This window comes from Clostridium carboxidivorans P7 (assembly GCF_001038625.1).
Classification (GTDB): Bacteria; Bacillota; Clostridia; order Clostridiales; family Clostridiaceae; genus Clostridium_AM; species Clostridium_AM carboxidivorans.
The window spans coordinates 2,214,833-2,239,453 of record NZ_CP011803.1 but is presented as its reverse complement, the minus strand read 5'-3'; the positions used below and the strand labels follow the sequence as shown (position 1 = coordinate 2,239,453).

The 24,621-nt window shown below is 31.3% G+C and carries 25 protein-coding genes; 22 read left to right on the top strand and 3 right to left on the bottom strand.

The annotated features are described in order from the left end of the window. The 14 genes from Ccar_RS09710 (at window position 1) to Ccar_RS09650 (ending at window position 12,145) form a co-directional block, all read left to right on the top strand. The gene (locus tag Ccar_RS09710; protein ID WP_237737331.1) at window positions 1–1,797 is read left to right on the top strand and encodes an ABC transporter ATP-binding protein; all 1,797 of its coding nucleotides are present in this window, start codon (window positions 1–3) and stop codon (window positions 1,795–1,797) included. Between the two features lie 68 nt (window positions 1,798–1,865). Beyond that, entirely contained in the window at window positions 1,866–3,098 is a 1,233-nt protein-coding gene (locus Ccar_RS09705; protein WP_007059718.1) for a DUF4317 family protein, read from the top strand. 154 nt (window positions 3,099–3,252) lie between these two features. Then, entirely contained in the window at window positions 3,253–3,426 is a 174-nt protein-coding gene (locus Ccar_RS27020) for a hypothetical protein (protein WP_007059719.1), read from the top strand. A gap of 144 nt (window positions 3,427–3,570) precedes the next feature. Beyond that, window positions 3,571–4,014 carry a hypothetical protein gene (locus Ccar_RS09700; protein ID WP_007064618.1) on the top strand — a complete coding sequence of 148 codons (444 nt, stop codon included), beginning with the start codon at window positions 3,571–3,573 and terminating at the stop codon, window positions 4,012–4,014. Window positions 4,015–4,186: 172 nt separating this feature from the next. After that, on the top strand, window positions 4,187–4,774 hold the full coding sequence (locus Ccar_RS09695; protein ID WP_237737323.1) for a TetR/AcrR family transcriptional regulator: 588 nt from the start codon (window positions 4,187–4,189) through the stop codon (window positions 4,772–4,774). 16 nt (window positions 4,775–4,790) lie between these two features. Further along, window positions 4,791–5,339 (top strand): flavodoxin family protein, encoded by a 549-nt coding sequence (locus tag Ccar_RS09690; protein WP_007059722.1) that lies wholly within the window; start codon window positions 4,791–4,793, stop codon window positions 5,337–5,339. A 7-nt stretch (window positions 5,340–5,346) separates the two neighbouring features. Further along, the gene (locus Ccar_RS09685) at window positions 5,347–5,958 is read left to right on the top strand and encodes a CDP-alcohol phosphatidyltransferase family protein (RefSeq protein WP_007064619.1); all 612 of its coding nucleotides are present in this window, start codon (window positions 5,347–5,349) and stop codon (window positions 5,956–5,958) included. 90 nt (window positions 5,959–6,048) lie between these two features. Beyond that, on the top strand, window positions 6,049–6,387 hold the full coding sequence (locus Ccar_RS09680) for an arsenate reductase family protein (protein WP_007059724.1): 339 nt from the start codon (window positions 6,049–6,051) through the stop codon (window positions 6,385–6,387). Window positions 6,388–6,677: 290 nt separating this feature from the next. After that, window positions 6,678–7,685: an FAD:protein FMN transferase gene (locus tag Ccar_RS09675; protein WP_048030046.1), complete on the top strand. Its 1,008-nt coding sequence runs from the start codon at window positions 6,678–6,680 to the stop codon at window positions 7,683–7,685. Window positions 7,686–7,709: 24 nt separating this feature from the next. Beyond that, entirely contained in the window at window positions 7,710–9,308 is a 1,599-nt protein-coding gene (locus tag Ccar_RS09670) for an FMN-binding protein (RefSeq protein WP_007059726.1), read from the top strand. A gap of 95 nt (window positions 9,309–9,403) precedes the next feature. Then, window positions 9,404–10,393: an ABC transporter substrate-binding protein gene (locus Ccar_RS09665; RefSeq protein ID WP_007059727.1), complete on the top strand. Its 990-nt coding sequence runs from the start codon at window positions 9,404–9,406 to the stop codon at window positions 10,391–10,393. Further along, complete coding sequence (locus Ccar_RS09660) at window positions 10,365–11,108, top strand: ABC transporter permease (protein ID WP_007059728.1); 744 nt, start codon at window positions 10,365–10,367, stop codon at window positions 11,106–11,108. The genes Ccar_RS09665 and Ccar_RS09660 overlap by 29 nt, the downstream gene beginning before the upstream one ends. Window positions 11,109–11,197: 89 nt before the next feature. Continuing rightward, a complete protein-coding gene (locus tag Ccar_RS09655) occupies window positions 11,198–11,809 on the top strand; it encodes an ABC transporter ATP-binding protein (protein WP_007059729.1) in 612 nt (203 codons plus the stop codon). A 144-nt stretch (window positions 11,810–11,953) separates the two neighbouring features. Further along, a complete protein-coding gene (locus tag Ccar_RS09650) occupies window positions 11,954–12,145 on the top strand; it encodes an alpha/beta-type small acid-soluble spore protein (RefSeq protein WP_007059730.1) in 192 nt (63 codons plus the stop codon). 48 nt (window positions 12,146–12,193) lie between these two features. Here the strand turns inward: Ccar_RS09650 and Ccar_RS09645 are convergent, their stop codons facing one another. The 3 genes from Ccar_RS09645 to Ccar_RS09635 form a co-directional block, all read right to left on the bottom strand. After that, on the bottom strand, window positions 12,194–13,078 hold the full coding sequence (locus Ccar_RS09645) for an SPL family radical SAM protein (RefSeq protein WP_007059731.1): 885 nt from the start codon (window positions 13,076–13,078) through the stop codon (window positions 12,194–12,196). A gap of 75 nt (window positions 13,079–13,153) precedes the next feature. Next, window positions 13,154–13,876, bottom strand: coding sequence for a zinc ribbon domain-containing protein (locus tag Ccar_RS09640; protein ID WP_007059732.1), 723 nt, complete (start codon window positions 13,874–13,876; stop codon window positions 13,154–13,156). A 164-nt stretch (window positions 13,877–14,040) separates the two neighbouring features. After that, a complete protein-coding gene (locus Ccar_RS09635) occupies window positions 14,041–14,985 on the bottom strand; it encodes a helix-turn-helix transcriptional regulator (RefSeq protein ID WP_007059733.1) in 945 nt (314 codons plus the stop codon). A gap of 164 nt (window positions 14,986–15,149) precedes the next feature. Here Ccar_RS09635 and Ccar_RS09630 point away from each other — a divergent pair, with 164 nt between their 5' ends. The 8 genes from Ccar_RS09630 to hypE all read left to right on the top strand — a co-directional run bounded on the left by Ccar_RS09630 (window position 15,150) and on the right by hypE (window position 24,593). Then, window positions 15,150–16,472, top strand: coding sequence for a hemolysin family protein (locus Ccar_RS09630; RefSeq protein ID WP_007064621.1), 1,323 nt, complete (start codon window positions 15,150–15,152; stop codon window positions 16,470–16,472). Window positions 16,473–16,867: 395 nt separating this feature from the next. Next, a complete protein-coding gene (locus Ccar_RS09625) occupies window positions 16,868–17,629 on the top strand; it encodes a nucleotide-binding protein (protein WP_007059736.1) in 762 nt (253 codons plus the stop codon). Then, entirely contained in the window at window positions 17,626–18,930 is a 1,305-nt protein-coding gene (locus Ccar_RS09620) for a nitrogenase component 1 (RefSeq protein ID WP_007059737.1), read from the top strand. The genes Ccar_RS09625 and Ccar_RS09620 overlap by 4 nt, the downstream gene beginning before the upstream one ends. A 3-nt stretch (window positions 18,931–18,933) precedes the next feature. Further along, a complete protein-coding gene (locus tag Ccar_RS09615; RefSeq protein WP_007059738.1) occupies window positions 18,934–19,986 on the top strand; it encodes a nitrogenase component 1 in 1,053 nt (350 codons plus the stop codon). A 6-nt stretch (window positions 19,987–19,992) separates the two neighbouring features. After that, window positions 19,993–22,329: a carbamoyltransferase HypF gene (hypF, locus tag Ccar_RS09610; RefSeq protein WP_007059739.1), complete on the top strand. Its 2,337-nt coding sequence runs from the start codon at window positions 19,993–19,995 to the stop codon at window positions 22,327–22,329. A 2-nt stretch (window positions 22,330–22,331) separates the two neighbouring features. Beyond that, window positions 22,332–22,538, top strand: coding sequence for a HypC/HybG/HupF family hydrogenase formation chaperone (locus Ccar_RS09605; protein WP_007059740.1), 207 nt, complete (start codon window positions 22,332–22,334; stop codon window positions 22,536–22,538). Next, window positions 22,538–23,596 (top strand): hydrogenase formation protein HypD, encoded by a 1,059-nt coding sequence (hypD, locus tag Ccar_RS09600; RefSeq protein ID WP_007059741.1) that lies wholly within the window; start codon window positions 22,538–22,540, stop codon window positions 23,594–23,596. The genes Ccar_RS09605 and hypD overlap by 1 nt, the downstream gene beginning before the upstream one ends. After that, on the top strand, window positions 23,589–24,593 hold the full coding sequence (gene hypE / locus Ccar_RS09595; RefSeq protein ID WP_007059742.1) for a hydrogenase expression/formation protein HypE: 1,005 nt from the start codon (window positions 23,589–23,591) through the stop codon (window positions 24,591–24,593). The genes hypD and hypE overlap by 8 nt, the downstream gene beginning before the upstream one ends. Window positions 24,594–24,621: the final 28 nt, after the last annotated feature.

Genomic DNA, 24,621 nt, shown 5'->3' with positions numbered 1-24,621 from the left:
ATGGGAAGACCAGGTAAAAGACATGGTAGAATGATGCCTGTTGTAAAACCAAAAAATTTCAAAGAAACTATGTCTAGATTATGGAAATATTTTGGCAGTGAACGTAAATTTTTAACTTTGATATTTATTTTTATTATAATTGATGCTGCACTTTCACTTTCAGTACCATATATTATAGGAAAATCTGTAGATGCAATGTCTCAAATAAATGGGAAAGTGAATTTTGCAGTACTTAAAATAATGTCTATTGCTCTTGTAGCAGCTTATATAGGTGATGCAATTATTACTTTCCTTCAAGGTTGGATTATGGCAGGAGTATCACAGAGGATAGTTATGAATTTACGTAGCCACCTATATAAAAAACTTCAAAAGCTGCCAATATCATTTTTTGATATACATACTCATGGAGAGGTTATGAGCCGTTTATCTAATGATATTGACAATGTAAGCAGTACAATATCACAGTCTACAGTGCAATTAATGTCTGGACTTATAAACATAATTGGGTCACTTTTTATGATGATAATTTTAAGCCCTATACTTACACTAGCTACTATGATAACTGTACCTATGGTACTTGTGCTTACCCGTATTATAGCGAAAAATACAGCCCCTTTGTTTAAAGACCAGCAAATAGAATTGGGAAAGCTTAATGGATACATAGAAGAAACAATATCAGGCATTGAAGTGGTAAAAGCTTTTAATTATGAAGATAAGGTAATTGAACAGTTTGAAGAAACTAATTCAAAATTGTGCAAGGTAGGTATAAAAGCTCAAATATTATCAGGATTTATAATGCCACTTATGAATGTAATTAATAATATAGGTTTTGCTGTAGTAGCTGGAGTTGGAGGTATGCTGGCAGTAAAAAATTTGATTACTGTAGGCATTATAGCAAGTTTCTTAAGTTATTCAAGACAGTTTTCAAGACCGTTAAATGATTTAGCTAATATATTTAATACACTGCAATCTGCTGTAGCAGGAGCAGAAAGAGTATTTGAAATACTTGATGAAGAAGAGGAAGCTTCAGATGTATTAGAAGCTGATGTATTAGAAAATGTAGAAGGAAATGTAAAATTTGAAAATGTTAATTTTGGTTACAGAGAAAATGTATCTGTACTGAAAAATATAAGCTTTAATGCACCAAAAGGGAGCACCACAGCTATAGTAGGGCCTACTGGTGCAGGAAAAACAACCGTTATAAATTTACTTACAAGATTTTACGATATAACTAATGGAAGAATCTTAATTGACGGCAGAGATATAAGAGAATACACTAGAGATAGTTTGAGAAAGTGTTTTGGTATAGTGCTTCAAGATACCTACCTTTTTTCTGGAACAATTAAGGAAAATATTAAATATGGTAAGCTGGATGCTACCTTTGAAGAAGTGAAGACAGCTGCAGCTATGGCTAATGCAGATGTATTTATAAATAGACTTCCCAAAGGATATGACACTTTTTTACAAGACAGTGGAGAAAACTTGAGTCAAGGACAAAGACAGTTAATTGCTATAGCTAGGGCTATTTTGGCTAATCCATCTATATTGATTTTAGATGAAGCTACAAGTAGTGTGGACACCCGTACTGAAATGAACATACAGGAGGCAATGCTAAAGCTTATGGAGGGGCGTACAAGTTTCATAATAGCACATAGACTTAGTACCATTAGAAATGCAGATAATATCATGGTAATTGATGGTGGTGAAATAGTAGAAAAGGGAAGTCATGAAGAACTCATTAAAAATAAAGGAATATACCATAACATGTATTTTAATCAATTTAAAAATGTTCAGTAATTCTGATATAATTATATATGGTATAGAAAAAGTAGAGTATTACAAATAAAGAAAGAGGTTTAATGAACATGAATAAAAAGGATTTAGCAGACATAAGAAAAGAATTTAAACTTGGAGCATACATGCTGCCAATAAAAGAAGTTTACAGCGTATATTTAAAAAAGGACAATGGAGAGATTATAACAAGGGAATTAAATCACTTTGAAATGATGGATATAGAAAAACAAGAGCTTTACTTAGAGAATTTTAAAAAAATATTGACAGGTACCTTGGATTCTAAAATATTTGAATTGGATTTTAAAAATAAGACTACCATAGAACAGCTTGATAACAATGATGATTTAGAAGTGGAAGATGGACAAGAAGAAGATATAGATAGTACCCAGCAAATTTTGTATAAAGCATTAAATGAGAATAATGAAAGTATTGCAGCTTATGCAGATAAAGTAGTAGATAAGATAGCTGAAAATTATACTTATGAAACTGACGTAGTTATAAACTTTTTAAGAGCAGAGTACTATAAGGGAAATAAGAAAAAAAGTATGGAAGCTGAAGAGTCCATAGATGATTTTATGCAATCCATAGAATTCTTATTATGTAGTGTGAATAAGGTTGATGTGCCAAAGAAAGCACTAAAGCTTGATTATTCGGATTTGACCTTTAAACCAAATTCGGCATTGGATATGATAATAAATTTAAAATCCCCATTAGATGGTTTTATGTTCCCAAGCATTTCTGCAGAATACACAGATGTAAATAAGGCAGTTTATTATTCATCTAAGGCTAAACAGATGAACAGTGTTTTTGTGGAAGAAGTATTAGGTTGTAATGTTAAAGCTACTGCCATAGAGGAAAAAGAAACTTTTCATGCTATATTAAATACAGTGGTAGGAGATAGTATTAAACCAGATACTATGCAGGAAATATATGAAAGAATGAATGAAAAGCTAGAAATGGAAGAGGAAATTGAAGATGATGAAGAACCAACTGTAGATATGAAAGAAGTGGAAGAGGTTTTAAAAGAGAGCGGTATAGAAAATACTGAAGTAGTAAAAAGTGCTTTTGAAGAACTATGTGGAAGTGATTATGAATTTAAGGTAAAAAATATAGTACCTGATTTTAAGAGTAAATCCATAAAAATAGAAAATGAAAATACCAATATTACAATAACTCCAAGAGATTTAAGTTCTATAAAGCAAATAAAAGATAAGAGAGGCAGAAAGTGTCTTTTGATAGAGCTAAATGAAGATGTACAAATAAATGGCTTCAAATTAGAAACAGAAGAAGTGGATTATATATAATTAAAAAAGTATATAAACAGCCCTTTGCATTAATGCAGAGGGTTTTTCTTTTGGAATAATATTTAGACTATATTAATATTATTTTTATATGATACTAATTTGTTAATATTATTATTGTAGAATGATTTTTTATCATTTAGGTGGGGGATAATTTATGAATATATATAACAATTTTCAAGACATTACTAGATGGAGCAAAGCTAATCCTTATGAAGCACATTATTTTAAATATGAAACAAATATTATTTTTGCTTGTCATAATATAGTAGATGTATATCAAACTATGAGCATTGCAAGATCTAACTTAGATTATTTAGAGGATGAGTAATTTGAAGACTTTTTTAGGAGTAGTACAAGTTTTTCCTTTATTAAGTCCATATTATTACAAAATGCATTGATTTATTATAATACTTGTATTAGTTTGTCATGGCAAGTATTATGGCTGTATTTAGATTATAATCTAGAAGGTAAATTGCCAGAAAACAAGTTATATTATAAATCAATTAAAAAGTGTAATTTTAATGAATTACTTTATAGATTAACCCTTGCTAAAGAAATTAAGTTAAGAGATTATTATGTAAAAGGCTTTTTGGAAAATCCTTTAGTAAAATATATAAGACAAAAATATAATTATTTAAAGCATAGAGGAACATACTATTTTAGCTTTCTAGGCTTAAATGATAGCAGCAGCATGATGTTTTCCATTGATAATAAGACAATACCTATGATAAGTAGAATAAGTGTAGATACTGAAAAGTGGAAAAAGCAGCTCATTGATTTTGATAAGCTATTTCAAGAGTATTTTTCTGAAATAGTGAGAACTGTAGTGCCTAAGGATTTTGATAATACAACATTTGGATTAAAGGAACCTGTAGCATATTACAATAAACATAAGGAAGAAATTGATAAAATGTAAGTGAAAATATAGAAAAGCATGTTTGAAACATTTAAGCTTAGAGTATTGCAACATTCTATGGCATCCGAATTATTATTTTATAAATAATTTGGATGCCATTTTATTGACAGGTAAGTTTGTTTTTGTTATTATATTACCAATGGTAATTACCATTGGTAATGGAGGGGATAAAATGAAAAATATTAAAAATAATTTAAGTAAGGAAATTATTTTAGAGACTACATTAGCTTTAATAGATGAAAATGAGGGAAGCAAAAATGTAACTTTAAGAGATATTGCAAAAAAGCTTGGATGTGCTCATACAAACTTATACAATTATTTTAAGAGCTTGGAGAAAATTTTTTGGGAAGCGCTTGGACAGGCATTATTAAAAATGCTGTGTTATTCCGAAAGTAATTTAACTGTTAAAATTGATTGTGAAGAAGGACTTTATGAACTTTTCGATAATCTCATTGATTTTTCAATGGATCATCCTGGTTGGTATAAACTTATATGGTTTGATACTATAGGTGGAAATCCTCCTGATGAGGTAATTAAAATGTTAAATAAGCCAGGTAAAGAACTTATTGAAATAATTATAAAAGTAAGCAATGATAAACTTTCAGAGGAAAAGGCAAGTTTAATTGCAAATATATTACATGGATATTTACATGGTGAATTGTGTAAATGGATAAACAATCGAAGCTTTATGAACAATAGACAGGAAATAAAAACAAAGCTTTTATCAAATATAAAGTACATATATAAATTGATGGTTTAGTAAGGAGGAAATAAGAATGTTAAAGAAAATTTTAATCGGGGTTGTAATTTTAGCAATAGTTGCGGTTGCTAGTATGGTGATGATGGTTGGATATGCAAATAAAATAAAAGGAAGTAACGAAAAGATGCTTACAAGCAAAAATGCATCTCCTAAAAAGGCATTAATCATTTTTCAACCTTCATTATCTGATGTTACAAGTTTAATGGCAAATTCAATAGCCAAAGGATTAAATGATGAAGGTTATGAGGTTACATTGAATTATCCAGAAAAAGATCTAAAATATGATATATCAAAATATTCTATAGTGGTTTTTGGTTCACCAAACTATGGAGGAAAACCACTTACAGTAGTAACAGATTATATGTCAAAAATAAAAGACTTTTCATCTAAGAAAATTATAGTATTTTCAACTGGAGCAGATGCTTCGAAAAAAGATGAACTTGAAATTATGGAAAAATCTCTTAATAGCACAAAACCATATAAAAAAGTAAAGTTTCTTTCAAGTTCAAAAAAGGAAAGTGAAAGTAAAGCTTATAATTTAGGTAAAGAATTATCGAAGGAATAGTGAAATTATGAAAAAACTTATGATGAACATTCCCAATATCATAACATTACTTAGAGTAATATTATCAGTATTTTTAAATTTCTACATTGTTAAACATTTTGGTGATATGTTGATACCTATAATGATTACTTCTATAATATTTCTAACTGATTTTTTAGATGGTAGGATTGCTAGATTTAATGGCAGTATATCAAAATTAGGAGCTGTTCTTGATGTAGCTTCAGATTTACTGTACATTATCATTTCATATATGGTATTATATATTCTACACGTTTTGCCATTATGGTTTTTATTTGTTATATTATTTAAGTTTGCAGAGTTTATTATTACTTCATATTTTATTAAAAAGACTTGCAGCAAAAAATCTATATTTATTTTTGATTTTTTAGGTAGAGTTGCTGCTGCAATGTTTTATGTTATTCCTGTATTTTCCTATATAACTTTTCATATTATGAATGCTAGATATCTATATATAGTTTATTCATTTATGTACATTATAACTTTTGCTGCATTTGTTTCTTCTTCATATCGTATTTGGACTTGCATTGTAAGTTTGAAAAAATGTGAAGATAGTTTGAAAATTAATAGAGGACAATTGACAGAGAACAGAGGACAATGAAGGTGAGTTTTCCTCCTTACATCAGAAAACTAATTTATTTTTAAACTGTGGAAGTTGGATAATACATTTCTAGAAGGGAGAATTTAGTTTATGAATATTCAAATTTTCGGGGTAAAAAAATGCTTTGATACAAAAAAGGCAGAAAGATATTTTAAGGAGAGAAAAATTAAATATCAACTTATTGATTTAAATGAGAAGGGGTTAAGTAAAGGAGAGCTTAAAAGTGTTAAAGAAGCTGTTGGATTAAACAATTTAATAAACACTAAAACAAAAGAATATACAAGATTAAATCTTGATAAAATTAGAGACAGCAATATGAAAGAAGAAATACTTTTAAATAATCCTAAAGTTTGTAAAACTCCAATAGTACGCAACGGTAAACAAGCTACAGTAGGATATGAACCAGAAATTTGGAAGGAATGGGAGTAACATTATATTTTAATTTAGAAATAAAGCTATGATTAGTTTAGCGAGCTAATATAGCTTTATTTTTTTATTCAAAATTTGTTTTCTTATTTCTCAGCAAACTCTCAGCAAACTCTAAACTTAAATTAAGGTAAGTGATATAGAATGTATTTATCAGATAACAACCAGTTATAATATTTTTGATTTTTAGAGAAGAAATAAATAGAAAATACATAGGAACAGCGTTATTTGATGATAAAAACTCTATTGTAATAACAGTGATTTTAAATACAGCAAAAGGAGGTATGAATAATATGTTTAATTCTAAAAAACTGCTTAGCATATTTTCAAAAAATATTAAGAAGAATGAAATGCTAGCTTGGAAGGAATTTTATTCTCTTGGAACCATAATACAATTAAGAGCATATGGAAATAAATCTGAAATAGCAATAAGTGAAGCTATGAAAAGAGTTAATGATATAGATGATAAAATGTCAGCATTTAAAGATTATAGTGAGCTTTCAAAAATCAATAGAAGTGCTGGTAAATGCTATGAGAAGGTCAGTTATGATACTTATTTTGTAATAGACAAAGCAGTAGAATACAGCAGAATGAGTCATGGAACTTTTGATCCTACAATTAGGCCAATAGTGAATTTATGGAACATAGGTAAAGAAAATTTTAAAATACCAGATAAAAGTGAAATTGTAAATAATCTTAATCTTGTTGACTACAAAGATATATGCTTAGATGAAAAAGATGTTTCCATTAAGTTAAAAAAAGAAAATCAAAAACTTGATGTTGGGGGCATTGCCAAAGGCTATGCAGCAGATGAAGTTAGAAGAGTATTTGAAAAATATCGTATAAAAAGTGCATTGATTGATCTTGGTGGCAACATACTTGCTGTAGGCAATAAAGCTGATGGAAGTAATTGGAACATTGGCATTCAAAACCCTTTAAAAGAAAGAGGAGAATTTGTAGGAGTACTAAGTATTTCAAACAAGTCTGTAGTTACTTCGGGAAATTATGAAAGATATTCAATAAAAGATGGAAAAAGGTTTCATCACATAATAGACTCTAGAACAGGATATCCTTCAGAAGGTGAAGTTATAAGTACTACTATAATATCTGATTATTCTATTGATGGCGATGGATTATCAACTGGAGTTTATATTATGGGAGTTAAAGATGGAATGGAATTAATAGAATCCATAAATGGAGTAGAAGCTATATTTATAACTGAAGATAAGAAAGTATGTACCACATCGGGTATTAAAGATAAATTTAACATTACTAATACAGAATTTTCGTATGGAAAATAAATTTTGCAGGAGGAAAAAACTATTATGAAGAAAAAAATATCTAAATTACAAATATTAAGAACCATAGTACAAATTATATGTTTAATTGTACTTCCAGGATTATTTACTTTAAGTTTTAGTGAAATTGGAAAGCTTTATTCCATGATTATAAAGGGTAATTTTAATTTAGTTCAAGCACTACCAGGTTTAACTGCAGCAATTGCAGTAGTTCCTATAACTATATTATTTGGTAGATTCTTTTGTGGATGGATGTGTGCTTTTGGAACCTTTAATGATTTTATATACATGGCATTTCAAAAGGTGTTTAAAAAGCAGTTTAGAGTAAATAAACAAGTAGATTCTATTTTAAAATATGTAAAGTATGCAATTTTAGCACTTATAGTGTGTTTTGTATGGACAATGGGAAACAGTACGCTGAATGATTATAGTCCTTGGAATGCTTTTGCACAAATAGGAAACTTCCCTGATGCCATATTTCAGTATACTTTTGGATTTATGTTGTTAATACTTATAGCAGTAGGTGCAATGTTTATTGAAAGATTTTTCTGCAGATATTTATGTCCTCTTGGAGCTATATTTTCAATAGTATCAAAAATTAGGATTTTTAAAATAAAGAAACCTAATGATAAATGCGGAAAATGCAGATTATGTACAAATAATTGTTCAATGGGTATAGAACTTTATAAGGTAAATAAAGTAAACAGTGGAGAATGTATAAATTGTTTAAAATGTATTGATGTTTGTCCAAGAAAGAATACACAAGCAAGTGTTGCAAATCAAGAAATTAATCCAGCTTTTGCATCAGCAGTAGCAATAGCTGCTTTTACAGGATTATATGCTGCTAGCTTTGCATTAGGTGGTTCTGTTAAAAGTAATATGGCTGTAGGTACAAATACATCTAATAGTACAACTATTTCAGCTTCTAATAATGTGAATAATTCATCACAAGCACAATATAAGGATGGAACTTACACAGGTGTTGGAAATGGGTTTAGACCAGACTTAAAGGTTTCTGTTACAGTTAAGAATGGTAAAATATCTGATATACAAATATTATCCCATAATGAATCTAGGGGATATTATGAAGAACCTTTTAATGTAGTACCTAAAGAAATAATAGAAACTCAATCCACAAAAGTAGATGCAGTATCAGGAGCTACAAGAAGTAGTAATGGAATAATGCAGGCAGTAGAAAATGCATTAAGTGGAGCAAAAGTAAATAGTAATTCAACCAATACTAATAAATCAACAGATAATAGCAGCAGTAATTCTGAAAATGTAGAAAGCAATAGCACAAATGAAAGTCAAAATTCATCTTCTACAAGTAATAGTACATCTACAAGTTCAACTAAGGGAGAATATAAAGATGGAACTTATACTGGTGTTGGACGTGGATTTAGACCCAATTTAAAGGTTTCTGTTACAGTATCAGGTGGGAAAATAAGTAATATAGAAATAGTATCTCATAATGAATCTAGAGGTTACTATGAACAGCCTTTTGACATAGTTCCAAAGGAAATTATACAATCTCAATCAACTAATGTAGATACAGTTTCAGGAGCTACAAGAAGCAGCAATGGAATTATGAGTGCAGTAGAGGATGCACTAAGCCAGGCAAAATAGTTTTTAAAGAATTATATATCCTTAGATTTGTTAACTATAAAGTTTTGTTATATAATTATAGATGCATTGATATTTATAATTAGGGGGAATACAACATGAAAAAAAGACTAACAGTACTGACCACAACTTTAATTTTAGTGATTTTAGCATTGTTTGCAGTGGGATGCAGTGATAAACAAGCAGCTACACAGCCAGCTAAAAAAGAAAAAATTAAAATAGCAGCTTTAAAAGGACCTACAGGCATGGGTATGGTTAAACTTATGGATGAAAATAAGGAAGATTATGATATTTCTATGTTTGATTCACCAGATCAAATAGTATCTAAAGTTGTAAATGGTGAAATAGATGGAGCAGCAGTACCTTCTAATTTAGCACCAATTTTATATAGTAAAACAAAAGGTAATATTCAATTAGTAGGAATAAATACCTTAGGAATTTTATATGTTGTTGAAAATGGAAGTACCATAAAGAATATAAAGGATTTAAAAGGTAAGACTATTTATGCCAGTGGAAAAGGCGGAACACCAGAATTTGCCTTGAACTACATATTAAAGAAAAATGGAATAGATCCAGAAAAGGATGTTAAAATTGAGTATAAAGGACAGCATAGTGATGTAGCTGCATTAGTAGCTTCACAGCCAGGAACTATAGCAGTATTGCCAGAGCCATTTGTAACTACTACAAAGATGAAGGTTAGTAATTTGCAAATTCCAATAGACTTGACAAAAGAGTGGGAAAAGGTATCTGGAACTGATAGTAAATTGGTAATGGGAACTTTAGTATTTAAAAAGGATTTTATAGATAAAAGAGGAAAAGATGTAGATGAATTCCTTACAAAATATAAAAATTCTGTAGACTTTGTAAATAAAAATAAAGCAGAAGCAGGAAAGTTAGTAGAGAAATATGGAATAATGCCAAAAGCTAAAGTAGCAGAAATGGCTATTCCAAAATGTAACATAGTATTTATTAGTGCTAAAGATGGAAAAGCTTCTTTAGATAACTTTTATAAAGTTCTAAAAGAAAGTGATCCTAAATCCATTGGAGGAAAAATGCCTGATGAAAATTTCTACTACAAAGGAAATTAGAAAAATAAGTATATTAATATTTTGGATGTTAATTTGGGAGCTTTGCTCCCTTTTTATTAATAATTCTTTATTACTTCCTTCACCTTTGGAAGTAATAGAAGTTCTAGTTCAACTTGTTAAAAAAATTTATTTTTGGGAGTGTGCTTTTAATAGTGTTTTAAGAGTTATAGCAGGTGTATCTTTATCCATAGGTATAGGAATATTCATTGGAATTATTGCAGCTGTTAATAAGTTTATTGAGGAATTATTGGAACCCTTAATAGTATGCATAAAGGCTACTCCAGTTATGTCCATAATAATATTAGCTTTAGTTTGGTTTAAAGCTTCCAACGTAGTTATATTTACCAGTGTGCTAACCTGTTTCCCTATAATATATACTAATGTATTAGAAGGAATAAAAGCTGTAGATAAAAACTTAATTGAGATGGCCAGTGTTTATAAAGTTAAAAATAAATACATAATAAAAGACATATATTTACCTTACATAAAGCATTATATTGTTTCAGGCGTGTTAATGTGTTTAGGAATGGGCTGGAAGGTTTCTGTAGCTTCAGAAGTTTTAAGTATACCTAAGTATTCTATAGGTTTAAATCTTTTAAATGCAAAGTCAACCTTGGAAACTGCAGAGCTTTTTGCGTGGACTATTGTAATAGTAGCATTAAGTTTTATTTTTGAAATAATATTTAAATACTATATAAAAGGACAAGAGCAATAGCTAATGGTTTATATTATTAAAAACTTATTATGTAAAAGTTAAATAGTTATTTATAAAAAAATTATATAAATTGATTAAGGGTGTAATTTATGGAGTACATTGATGATTACGAAGTGAAAATAAAAAACTTATATAAGCATTATGATGAACATAAGGTTTTGGATAACTTAAATATAAATTTCAGAAAAGATAAGATTACTGTGATTTTAGGACCTTCAGGTTGTGGGAAAACCACATTATTAAATATTATAAGCGGTTTAACTAAAGCAGATAGCGGAGAAGTGATCTTAAATGATAAAGGTATATCTTATATATTTCAAGAAGATAGACTTATTGAGCAGCTTACAGTTTATGAAAACATAGCTTTTGTACTAAAATCTATAATGAACAAGAATGAAATGAATAGTGTTATAGATAAATATTTAAATTTGGTTAAACTTACAGAATATAAAAATAAGCTTCCAAGCAAGTTAAGTGGTGGAATGAAAAGAAGAGTAGCTATAGCTAGAGCTTTTGCTTATAAAAGCAAATTGCTTTTAATGGATGAACCCTTTAAGGGACTAGATGAAAAATTAAAAAAAGAAATAATAGAGCAATTTTTAAAACTTTACAAACAGGATAAAAGAACAGTTATAATGGTAACTCATGATTTAGAAGAAGCAAAGCTTTTGGGAGATGAAATTTATTCATTGGATAAGTAATCAAATCATTGTTAAAAACAAATTGTAAAAATAGGAATATGAATCCTCATTTGTCTGTAATTTAATAGAGTATTAAACTTAAAAAAGAACAAAATAAGACCATACAAGTGTAGTACAAATCTTATTAAAGAGGAGGAATATACTATGTCAAACAATAATAGAGTTTTAGTACCAGAGGCTAAAGAAGGATTGAACAGATTTAAAATGGAGTCAGCAGCAGAAGTAGGAGTTAATTTAAAACAAGGCTACAATGGAGATTTGACTGCTAGAGAAGCTGGATCAATAGGTGGAAATATGGTTAAGAAAATGGTTGAAGCTTACGAGAAAGGACTATAATATGTTAAAGCCAGATAGGTCATTTACTATCTGGCTTTTGTTAATATTTTAGAGCCTTTTATTTAAAAAACTAAGCTGAATACTGGATAATTTATTTTCATATGAAGGCATTTTAGTAGAAATACCATATTTATCACAGTTTTCAAAAAATACGTTTTTAAGTTTAGTGTAATTATTGACACTGCAGGAATAATAATTTTTAAATCTTTTTTCATATTTAGCTCTCAAGTTTGGAAATAATTCATCCAGTTTTGAATAGTAATACTCTCTTTGTCTGTCTCTTAATGTCATTCCGAAAGCAGGATAAATGAATTTCACACCATAATCTTTTGCCATCTTTATAATGTTAATTATATTTTCTTCATTATCTTCAATGAAGGGAAGTATTGGCATCATGGTTATGCCAGCATGTATACCCAAGCTTGAAAGTATTCCTAGTGCTTTAAACCTATCAGAAGATACTGGAGCTCTAGGTTCTATTTTTTGTGAAAGTGAATCATCACAAGTAGTTATTGTAATGGCAACTTGAGCATATATATTGTTTATTTCTTGAAGTATATCTATATCTCTTAAAATAATGTTACTTTTTGTAGTGATATGAATAGGATAGTGATTATCAGCAATTACTTGAAGAGATTTTTGTGTAAGTTTATACTTTTTTTCAATAGGTATGTATGGATCACTCATAGCGCCAGTTCCAATGGTACCTTTTATTCTTTTTCGTACAAGTTCTCTTTTTAATAATTCTACTGCATTTATTTTAACATCAATATCATCAAAATTTTGAATTTGATAACATTCACTGCGTGAATCACAATATATGCATCCATGCTGGCAGCCCCGGTAAATATTCATAGTATATTTAACCCCAAACCAGCTGCTAGGATTTTTACTTGTTACTAAAATACTTTTTGCATTTATTTCTCTTACCATATAAGTACTCCTTATTAACACATAGGACAAGTAATCTCTGTATAATTTCTTTCACTATCTGTGAATTTTAAAATTTTATTTTATAGCTACATATATATCTACTTCAGCATTTTCACTGCTATCATATTTCTTACCATAAAGCTCAAAATCCCCTGTATATGTCCTTTGAAGATTTGAATTCCATATGTAAGACCAAGCTGCTCCAACTGTATCCGGCATCTTGCCTTTAGCAGTTACCACACAATATTTTGAAGCAGGTAATATTTTATATACCATGCCTTCTGGTATAGAATTTATATTACTAACTTCATATCCAATTATAAAAGAATACATTCCAAATTCTTCATTTTCATAATCACAATATAAACCTAAAATTTCATCAGGATTTGTTTTATTTAATATTTTATCTCCAAGCTTTTCATCATTAAATTTCTTCCAAAGATCTGAAATTACTTTTACACACTGACCATCTTTGTTGGTAGTTCTTATTTCTTTCCCAACTATCATAATCTTATTCTTTTCTGTTATTCTTGTTTCTGGATCTTCTTTTCTCCATCTTTTTAAAGCAGGTAAGCAATTTTTCATTAGGTTTCTTGCTTCATTTTCATCCATACCTTTATCCTTCATAAAAGGCACACATGCCTCTATCATTTGTTCCATAGTTAAATCTGGATGTTTAAAAGCACCATTTTCATAGCAGTAAATGCAATATTCTTTGTTTTTTTCATTATTTACTTCAGTACCATAAACCTCCTCGCTCATTGGCATTCCACAGCTTTGACAATATTTTTGTTCCATAAATTTTCTCCTTTTACCTATATAAATTTAAAGATTTTTTGCGAAAGCTAAAAATCATCCTTCACTATTAATTCTTCATTATTAGTTCTTAACTTGAAAAGCTTTGTTTCGCATTATCACTTTTTTTATCTACGATTTTATTATATAGGAAAGCTTTGACAGCATTATGTCAGGTTTGAATATAAAAGGCTGATTTTTTTACATTTGTTCTTTATAATTTCTCTTATGTGATTAGGTTCTATAACTTCTACGTATTCTCCATAGCTTAAAATCATAGAATAAACCCATTCATCTTCGAAAAAATATGTATCTATAATTATGATTCCATCCTTTTCAAATTTCATTTCATCCTTATGAAATGAATCTTCTATTCTATATCTAACCTTTGGAGAAAATTTTAACTTAACTCTTACAGGTGTTCTTTGGACTTTATTATTATTCATATATTCCTTATAGGAGATTCTATTTAACTGTATTTCTTCATTCAGAAGTTTTAAATTTTCCATTCTTGATAATTTGAACAATCTATAGTCATTTCTTAAATTGCAAAAGGAAAATAAATACCAGTAAAAACCTTTAAAAACAAGGGTTAATGGTTCTACTTTTCTAAAGTCATGTTCACCTTTTGAATTTCTATAATCGAAGGATATACATTTTTTATTTTCTAAAGCATGATGTACAGTTTTATATTTTAAAATTTCATCTTCACATTTTTTAAAACCCCAGGGAGAATTATCTATAACCATCTGTTGAAAATGCATATCAAATATTGACTTTTTTTCATCAGGTACAATGCTTTTTACCTTTTCAATGGCTATTTCAACTTTTTTATCATTTATAAACTTGTTCATATTTTTTAAAGCATCTACTATAGAAATCATATCTTCTAATGTTAGAAATTGATGACTAATTTTATAATTATCTACAATATAAAAACCTCCATTATTTCCAGCTTGAGAAACTATGGGAATTCCAGACATGTTAATTGATTCAATGTCTCTATAAATTGTTCTTACAGAAACTTCAAATTTATCAGCAAGCTCTGCTGCGGATATTTTTTCTCTATTTAAAAGTGTAACTACAATTGCCAGTAACCTGTTAATTTTCACGTAATATTAAACCTCCATATGTTTAACTTTTTTCTTTATTATACCAAATTTAAAATGCTAATTTATAAATATTTTAATTTCCTTTTACATGCTTGACTGGATAAATTTAAACTTTTATGTTATTATTATGATTATTATATATTACATTTGAGGAGGAATTATTAATGGAATCAGACCCTAGTCCCGACCCGAGTATAATGGGGCAATTTATTTTAATAGCCATTTTGACTTTAATTAATGCATTTTTTTCTTTAGCTGAGATAGCACTGGTGTCAGTTAATAAGAATAAAATTAAGTTAATGGCAGAGCAAGGAAATAAAAAAGCTCAACTATTGGAAAAATTTATTAAGGAGCCGACAAAAGCATTATCTACTATTCAAGTGGGAATTACTCTTGCAGCGTTTCTTTCTAGTGCATCTGCATCTACAGGTATAGCAAACAAATTTACTAAGTTTTTGACTAACATTGGAGTACCTTATAGTAGTGAAGTATCAATAGTTACTATAACTATTGTATTGTCTTATGTAACACTAGTATTTGGTGAATTATTCCCAAAAAGAATAGCTCTTCAAAAACCAGATGCATTTGCAATGAAGTCTATAGGAGTAATTGTATTTCTATCTAAAATTACTTCACCTTTTGTAAAGTTGCTTTCTGGATCTATAAATATTTTAGTTAAAGTATTTGGATTGGATAAGAAGAATACAGAAGAAACTATATCTAAAGAAGAAATAAAATCCCTGGTTGAAGTTGGAAGAGAATATGGTGTTATTAACGAGACAGAAAAGCAGATGATAAATGGCATATTTGAATTTGATGATAAAGTAGCTAAGGAGGTTATGACTCCTAGACCAGATGTGTTTTTAATCAATGTAAATACCCCACATGATGAACTTATGGATGAGCTCATGGAAGAAAAGTATTCAAGAATTCCTGTGTATGAAGATGATATTGATAATATAATAGGAATTTTGTACATGAAAGACTTATTTATTGAGATTCATAAAAATCATAATAAGAATATTGATATAAGTAAAATGCTGCACACTCCATATTTTGTGCTTGAAACCAAGAACATTGATGAGTTGTTTAAGGAGCTTCAAACTACTAGAAATCATATGGCAGTGTTAATAGATGAATATGGCGGCTTTTCAGGAATAGCAACTATAGAAGACCTTATAGAAGAAGTTATGGGAGAAATAGATGATGAATATGATGATACTGAACCAGAAATAAAAAAAGTTGATAATGATACTTTTGTTGTTAATGGTTCTATATCAGTTGATAATTTAAATAATTATCTTAATTTGAACTTAATTTCAGAGTATTCTGATACCATAGGTGGTTTTGTAGTAGACTTATTAGGTCATATACCACATAATGGTGAACGAAAAGCTGTTAATTATGAAAATATAATATTTAAAATTGAAGAAGTTAAAGATAGAAGAATTGAAAAAGTAAAAGTTTGTATGGCAAAAGAAGCTTAATGTTTTTGTTTAATATAGTTATATTTTAATAAACCATAGATATAAAAAATAAAATGAAAGCTTAAATCAGGTGGAGTTTTTAATTCCACCTGTTTTTTTACACAATTTGGTGTAAGTTCTTGACAATGCCAATTCTCAGTGATAAACTGAATATATAAAAATTTCAGAAAACGGTTAATCGGTTATCTGATATTTTAACTAAAATTTAATATTGTTGTCACTCTGAAGCGAAGGTATCCTGAGATAAAGAGCGGGCAGTAAAAAAGTAGTATTTTGCATTAGTGCATTATTTATATGCTATGACCGCATTTAAGCTCTTCCCAAACTTGGGAGGAGCTTTTTTACATAAAAAAATAAAAATTACTATATAATGAAACTTCATAGGGGGTTAAAAAATGCTAAAAATGGCCATATACGGGAAAGGTGGTATTGGAAAGTCTACAATTACTAGTAATTTGTCGGCAGCCTTTGCCAAGCTTGGAAAAAAAGTTATTCAAATAGGATGTGACCCTAAAGCAGATTCCACCATCAATTTGCTTAGCGGGGAAGCATTAATGCCTGTAATGAATTATATGAGGGAATTTGATAAAGATCCAGAAAAAATTGAGGATATTTCAAAGATAGGTTTTGGAGGAGTACTGTGTATAGAAACTGGAGGTCCTACGCCTGGTCTTGGTTGTGCTGGTAGAGGAATTATTACTACATTTAATTTATTAGAAGAATTAGATCTTTTTGAAACATACAAGCCAGATATTGTACTTTATGATGTTTTAGGTGATGTTGTTTGTGGTGGATTTGCAGCACCTATTCGTGAAGGATATGCTGAAAAAGTACTCATTGTTACTTCAGGTGAAAAAATGGCTCTTTATGCAGCCAATAATATAAATAGTGCAGTTAAAAATTTTGAAGATAGAGGTTATGCAAAGGTGCTTGGTATCATATTCAATCATAGAAATGTTGAAAATGAAGATGAAAAAGTAAAAAGCTTTGCAGATTCAGTTGGCCTTCCAATTGTAGGTGATATTCCAAGAAATCAGGATATCAATCATTTTGAGGAAATGGGAAAAACAGTTATTGAAGGAGATGCTAATCTTCCAATAAGTCAGTGTTTTTTAAATTTAGCCAAATTATTAATTAAGGATGAGGGAATGAAATGAAAAAAGAACCATATTATATTACAGCGGAAAATTTAGCTGCATCAGGAAAAGAGAATATTCCTGCAGAACTTATTTCAAGCACCCATTTGATTTATAGTTCACCAGCAACTCTTTCTTTTAATTCGCCTGGTGCTAAAGGATTTGGTGTTAAGCGTGCAGCTCTTGCAATACCAGGCTCAGTTATGCTTTTAGTAGCTCCAGGATGCTGTGGCAGGAATACAGCAACATTAAGTGAAGCAGATGGATATAGTGAAAGAATGTTCTATTTGATAATGGATGAAACTGATATTGTTACTGGAGCTCACTTGAAGAACATTCCTCAAGCAGTGGAAGAGATATGTAAATGTACGAAAAATGTGCCATCAGTAGTTATGATTTGTATCACATGTGTGGATGCACTCTTAGGAACAGATATGGAGCGTGTTTGCAGAAAGGCTATGGATAGGGTGCATATTCCTGTTCTTCCATGTTATATGTATGCATTGACAAGAGAAGGTCGTAAACCTCCTATGGTACATGTAAGGCAGTCTATTTATTCCCTACTTGAACCAATGGAAAAAAGGCCAGATACAGTTAATATATTGGGATACTTTGCGCCACTTATAGAAAACTGCGAATTGTATGATTTGCTGCACCACATTGGTATAAAGAAAATAAATGAAATTTCTAGATTAAAAGACTTTGATGAATATATGCATATGGGGGAAGCAAATTTTAATCTTGTATTAAATCCAGAAGCAAGATTTGCAGCACAGGACATTATGAAGAGGCTGAATATTCCTTCAGCAGAGCTTATAAGACTGTATCAGATAGATAAAGTACAAAATCAATACCGAATTTTCGCAAGTGCTCTTGATACCAGCTTTGATGATCAAAAATATTATGATGAGGCGAAAAAGAGCATTGATGAATTGAAAGCTGCTTATCCTGATATAACATTTGCAGTAGGGGAAACCATGAATGCTAATTCTTTTGAACTATCTTTAGCACTTTTAAGATATGGTTTCAAGGTAGCTGAAATATATGCTAGCCTTACTTCTGAAGACTTTGTTTATATTAAAAAAATTGCCAAGTTAAGTCCAGGTACTAAGATTTATTCAAATCTTGAACCTACCATGCTCTATTATGATTGCAGTGAAGAAAATATCGATATAACCATAGGCAAGGATGCAGAGTATTATCATCCTGACTGTGTAAATGTACCTTGGAATCAGGATATTCAGCCATTTGGGTATGCTGGTGTAAAAAAATTATTTGAGGAATTGAAGCATTCATTGGATTGTTCTTTTAAGGAGGCATAGTAGATGAAAGGGTTAAGAAAATATATATCACCTTTTGCACCAGACCAATCTGGTGCGGCAGCTGTTCTTTATAAGCTGGGTGGAATTATAGTTATCTGTGATGCAGGAGGATGTGCTGGTAATGTATGTGGATTTGATGAGCCTAGATGGGCTGCAGAAAAAACTGCTATTTTCAGTGCAGGACTTCGTGATATGGATGCTATACTGGGGCGTGATGACAAGCTTGTGGCTAAACTTGCAGATGCTGCTAAAAAATTGGAAGTGAAATTTGCAGCGGTTATTGGAACCCCAGTGCCATCAGTTATTGCTACTGATTACAATGCAATAAAGAAAATGGCAGAAAAGAAACTACAAATACCTGTTTTTACCGTAGAAACCACTGGTATGGATTTGTATGATGTGGGAGCTGAAAAAGCTTATGTTAAAATGTTTAAAACCTTTGTAAAAGATGGACTCACAGTGGATAAAGGAAGTATTGGTGTAATTGGAACAATTCCACTTGATATCAGCGATTTAAAGGCAGCAGATAAAATAGAATCTGAACTAAAGAATAAAGGCTTTAAAAATGTCTATTGTTATGGTATGAAAGCAGATTTGTCAGAGGTAGAAGCTGCTGGCAGTGCTGCAAAAAATATAGTAGTATCACCTGCTGGATTAAAGGCTGCACATTATTTAAAGGAAAGGTTTGGCACACCTTATGAAGTCTTTTATCCACTAGTTTCAGATATATTAAAGAATGAAATGAAAGAACAGTTTAGAAATTTTGAAGGTAAAAAGGTTTTAGTAATACATCAGCAGGTCATAGCTAACTCTATCAGAGATGAAATAAATAGAAATGTTAATTCAGATATAACAGTTGCTTCTTGGTTTATGTTAAAGGATGAGCTTAGAGAGGTTCAGGATATTTCTCTTACAGAAGAGGACCAGTTTGTTAAGCTTATAGAAAAAGGAAATTATGATGTAATTGTAGGTGACAATATATTGAAACGCGCAATACCTGACTTCAAGGGAAGGTATGTGGATGTACCCCATTTTGCAGTTTCAGGAAAGATGTGATGTAAGATGAAAGATTATAAAACTTTACTTATTAGAGTTTATGGTATCGTTCAAGGAGTTGGGTTCAGACCTACAGTAAGCCGGCATGCAGATAAAAATCGTATACTTGGAAGTGTGTGTAATAAAGGACCTTATGTAGAAATATGGGCACAAGCTACAGAAAGTAGATTAGAAGGTTTTTTGTACGATTTAGAATACAATCCTCCAAAGCGTTCATCAATATTAAAAATTGATGTGCATGAAGTGGAAGAATCAAAAAAATTTAAGGACTTTGAAATTATTGAAAGTGAACATGTGCAAGGTGAGATCTTTGTATCTCCAGACATTGCCATTTGCCCAGAATGTATAAAGGAACTTTTTGATAAGAATAACAGACGATATCTTCATCCCTTTATAAACTGTACCTGCTGTGGACCAAGACTTACTATTTTAGATTCCATGCCTTACGATCGTGTACGTACTAGTATGGGTGAATTTCCTATGTGTCCAGAATGTGAATATGAATACACTCACGCAGAAACCCGAAGATATGATGCACAGCCAGTATGTTGTAATGAATGTGGTCCTGAGGTTTATATCATTGGGAGAGATGAGAGAGGAAGAGCTGCAATTACTTATGCAAGACAGGTAATACATGATGGAGGCATTGCAGCCATAAAGGGAATTGGAGGTTTTCATCTTTGTTGTGATGCCACAAATAGGGAAGCAGTGCAGAGGCTTAGAAAATTAAAGACAAGGCCTGCTAAACCATTTGCAGTTATGATGAGGGACATGGAAACAGTAGGACGCGAATGTGAAGTCACAAAAGTTCAAAAAGAAGTACTTGATGGACATCAGAAACCAATCATACTTTTAAAGCGAAAACCAAGTGGAAGAGTGTGTGATGCTGTAGCACCTGATAATCCAAAGGTGGGAGTTATGCTGCCATATGCTCCTTTGCAGCTGCTCATATTTACATATGATGATGATATAGTAATGCCGGATTGCCTGGTTATGACAAGTGGCAATACATCAGGTGCACCAATATGCAGAGATGATAATGATGCAATAACGGAATTATCAAAGCTGTGTGATGTTATTTTATCACACAATAGGATGATTCGTATTCGTGCAGATGATTCAGTTATGGATTTCTTTGAAGAAAAACCTTATATGATAAGGCGTTCCAGAGGATATGCACCGCTGCCTTTTATGGTTTCAAAGGGATTTAAGGGAGAAGTACTTGCAGTGGGTGGTGAACTGAAAAATACTTTTTGTATAGGCAAAAATGATTTGTTTTATCAATCACCATATATTGGTGACATGGAAGATTTGAGAACAGTAAAAGCTTTAAAAGAATCCATTACGAGACTTGAAACTCTGCTTGAGACAAAGACAACCATTGTGGCATGTGACATGCATCCAAAGTATAATACTACTTACGTAGCACAGGAAATTGGACTTCCTGTACTGCAGGTTCAGCATCATTATGCACATATCTTATCCTGTATGGCTGAAAATGATTATTCTGATCCGGTTATAGGGGTTTCCTTTGATGGAACAGGCTATGGAACAGATGGAACCATTTGGGGAGGGGAGTTATTAAAATCTAATTATGATGGATTTGAAAGACTAGGCAGCATAAAACCCTTTGTTCAAATTGGTGGTGATTTGTCACCTAAAGAAGGATGGCGAATTGCAGTGTCTATGATTTATGGTATATACAAAGACAAAGCAAAGGCAGCTGAAATTGTAAAACAGCTTAAATTGTGTGATGAGAAGAATTGTAGTGTTCAATTTATGATGGCTGATAATAAAATAAACAGCATAATATCTACAAGTGCAGGGCGTTTGTTTGATGCTGTAAGTGCTGTTTTGAATATTAGGAAGCAGTCATCCTTTGAAGGGGAAGCTTCAATGACTCTTGAATTTGCAGCAGAAGCTTATGAAGAAAAATGTGCAGAGTTCTGTGAGATAGATGCTATTGAATTGCCAAAGCTTGTTTATGAAAATTCAGATGGACAGTTAATATTAGCAACTGATATTTTAATGAGGAAAATTATAGAGGAAACTTTAGCTGGAAAAGATGTACAAATGCTTGCTTATTTCTTCCATGAAAAGTTGGCAGATATGATTGCAGCTGGATGTGCTTATGTATCAGAAGAAAGTGGAATCAATACAATAGCTTTAAGCGGTGGAGTATATCAAAACCAGTTATTATTAAAAATGAGTATAGAACGTTTGAGAAAAATGGGCTTTAGAGTTTTAAAACATAGTTTATTGCCGCCAAATGATGGTGGAATTGCATTAGGGCAGGCTGTAGCAGCAATGGAATATATAAACAGATTGGAGAAAGGAGAATAAATATGTGTGTAGGTTTACCAGCAAGAGTTGTAAAGATTAAAGAAGGTATGGCAGTTATTGATGCTTCAGGTGCAAAAAGAGAAGTGTCTGCAGAATTAATTGATGAATTGGAACCAGGTGATTACGTTATGGTTCATGCAGGAATTGCCATTGCTAAAATTACAAACGATGATAAGAAGGAAACAGATAAAATCATGGAGGAATTATAATGACTGAAAACATAAAAAAAACTGCAAAGGAGATTATTCAAGCTTATGATGGACCTAAGCTTCGTATTATGGAAGTTTGCGGAACTCATACTCATGAAATATTCAGGCTTGGAATAAGAAGTATCTTGCCAGAAAATATTGAATTGATATCAGGGCCGGGATGTCCGGTTTGTGTTACTCCTGTTGGCTTTATTGATGAAGCTATTACGCTAGCTCTTCATCATAATGTAACAATATGTACTTTCGGAGATTTGGTGAGAGTACCTGGTTCGGAAATGAGTCTTGCAGGAGCCAGATCAAAAGGGGCAAAGGTTCAAATAGTCTATTCACCTATTGATGCTTATGAGTATGCTAAAAATCACCTTGAGGAGCAGGTAGTATTCTTATCAGTAGGATTTGAAACAACCACACCTGCCAGTTGTCTATCGGTAAAAAAAGCCAAGGAAGCAGGACTTGAAAATTTTGCATTACTTACAGCAAACAAAACTATGCCACGAGCATACAAAACTTTAAAAGGAAGCGCAGATGCATTTTTATATCCAGGCCATGTACATGCCATTACAGGCACAAAATTATGTGAAAGTTTGGTTAATGAAGGCGTTAGCGGAGTAATAACAGGCTTTACTGCAAATGAAATCATGACAGCACTTGCTGTAGTAATCACAAGATTACAGGAAGGCGGCAGTTTCTTTAAAAACTGTTACCCAAGGGTTGTTACACGGGAAGGAAGTAAAGCAGCTCAAACCATCGTATCTGAACTTATGGAGAACTGTGATTCTGAATGGAGAGGCCTTGGTGTCATTGAAAATTCAGGTCTTAAATTAAAAGAAGCTTATAAGGAGTTTGATGCTAGAAGTAAATTCAATTTACCAAAAATCACAGGAAAAAGCAATCCAGCATGCCGATGTGGTGATGTCTTGCAGGGAAAATGCAAGCCGTCAGATTGCAGAGTATTTGGCAAAGGGTGTACACCACTACATCCTGTTGGAGCTTGTATGGTATCTAATGAAGGAGCATGTTCAGCATATTATCAGTATGGAGGAAATATAAATGGATAAAATAGTTACACTAGCTCATGGAGCTGGAGGAAGACAAACATCAGAATTAATAGATCAGGTTTTTAAGGCTCATTTTTCAAATCCTGATCTCACAGCAGATGATGCTGCAGTATTGAATGTTAAGGGAGGAAAATTGGCATTTACCACAGATGGATTTATTGTTTCTCCATCAGAATTTCCGGGTGGAAATATAGGTAAATTGAGTATTTGTGGCACAGTAAATGACTTGTCCTGTATGGGGGCTAAGCCACTGTACTTATCCTGTGCCTTTGTCATTGAAGAAGGCTTCCCAATGGAAAAATTAGAAAAAATTGCAGCAGCTATGGAAAAGACTGCAGACGAAGCAGGGGTTAAAATAGTAGCTGGAGACACAAAGGTGGCTGGAAAAGGACAGGTTGATGGTGTTTTTATAACAACAACAGGTATAGGGCAGATTATAGATGGTGTTAATACCTCTGGATTTAATGCTAAACCTGGTGATGCAATTATTGTAACAGGTGATATAGGACGACATGGATGTACTGTTTTGCTTGCACGAAATGAGTTTGGAATTGAAGCAGATGTAGTAAGTGATTGTGCACCATTATGGGGAACAGTAAAAGCTATGCTTGATGAGTCAAAAGATATTCATGTAATTAGAGATGCTACCCGTGGAGGTGTGGGTACAGTATTATATGAAATTGCAGAGCAGAGTAAAGTTGGAATTAGACTGGATTCAAAGAGTATACCAGTAGCAGATGGTGTAAAAGGTGTATGCGGCATGCTTGGTTTGGAACCATTATATCTTGCTTGTGAAGGCAGACTTGTTATTTTTGCTCCAAAAGAAGTTGCACCAAAGCTTGTGGATACATTACATGAAGGCAAGTATTCCAAGGATGCAGCTATTATTGGTGAAGTAACTCAAGATATGGCAGGCCGTGTTATTGTAAAAACAGAAATTGGTGCTGAAACATTGCTGCCACCTCCAGGAGGAGAATTACTTCCAAGAATATGCTAATATATTTGGTTAAAGTATGGGGGAAAAT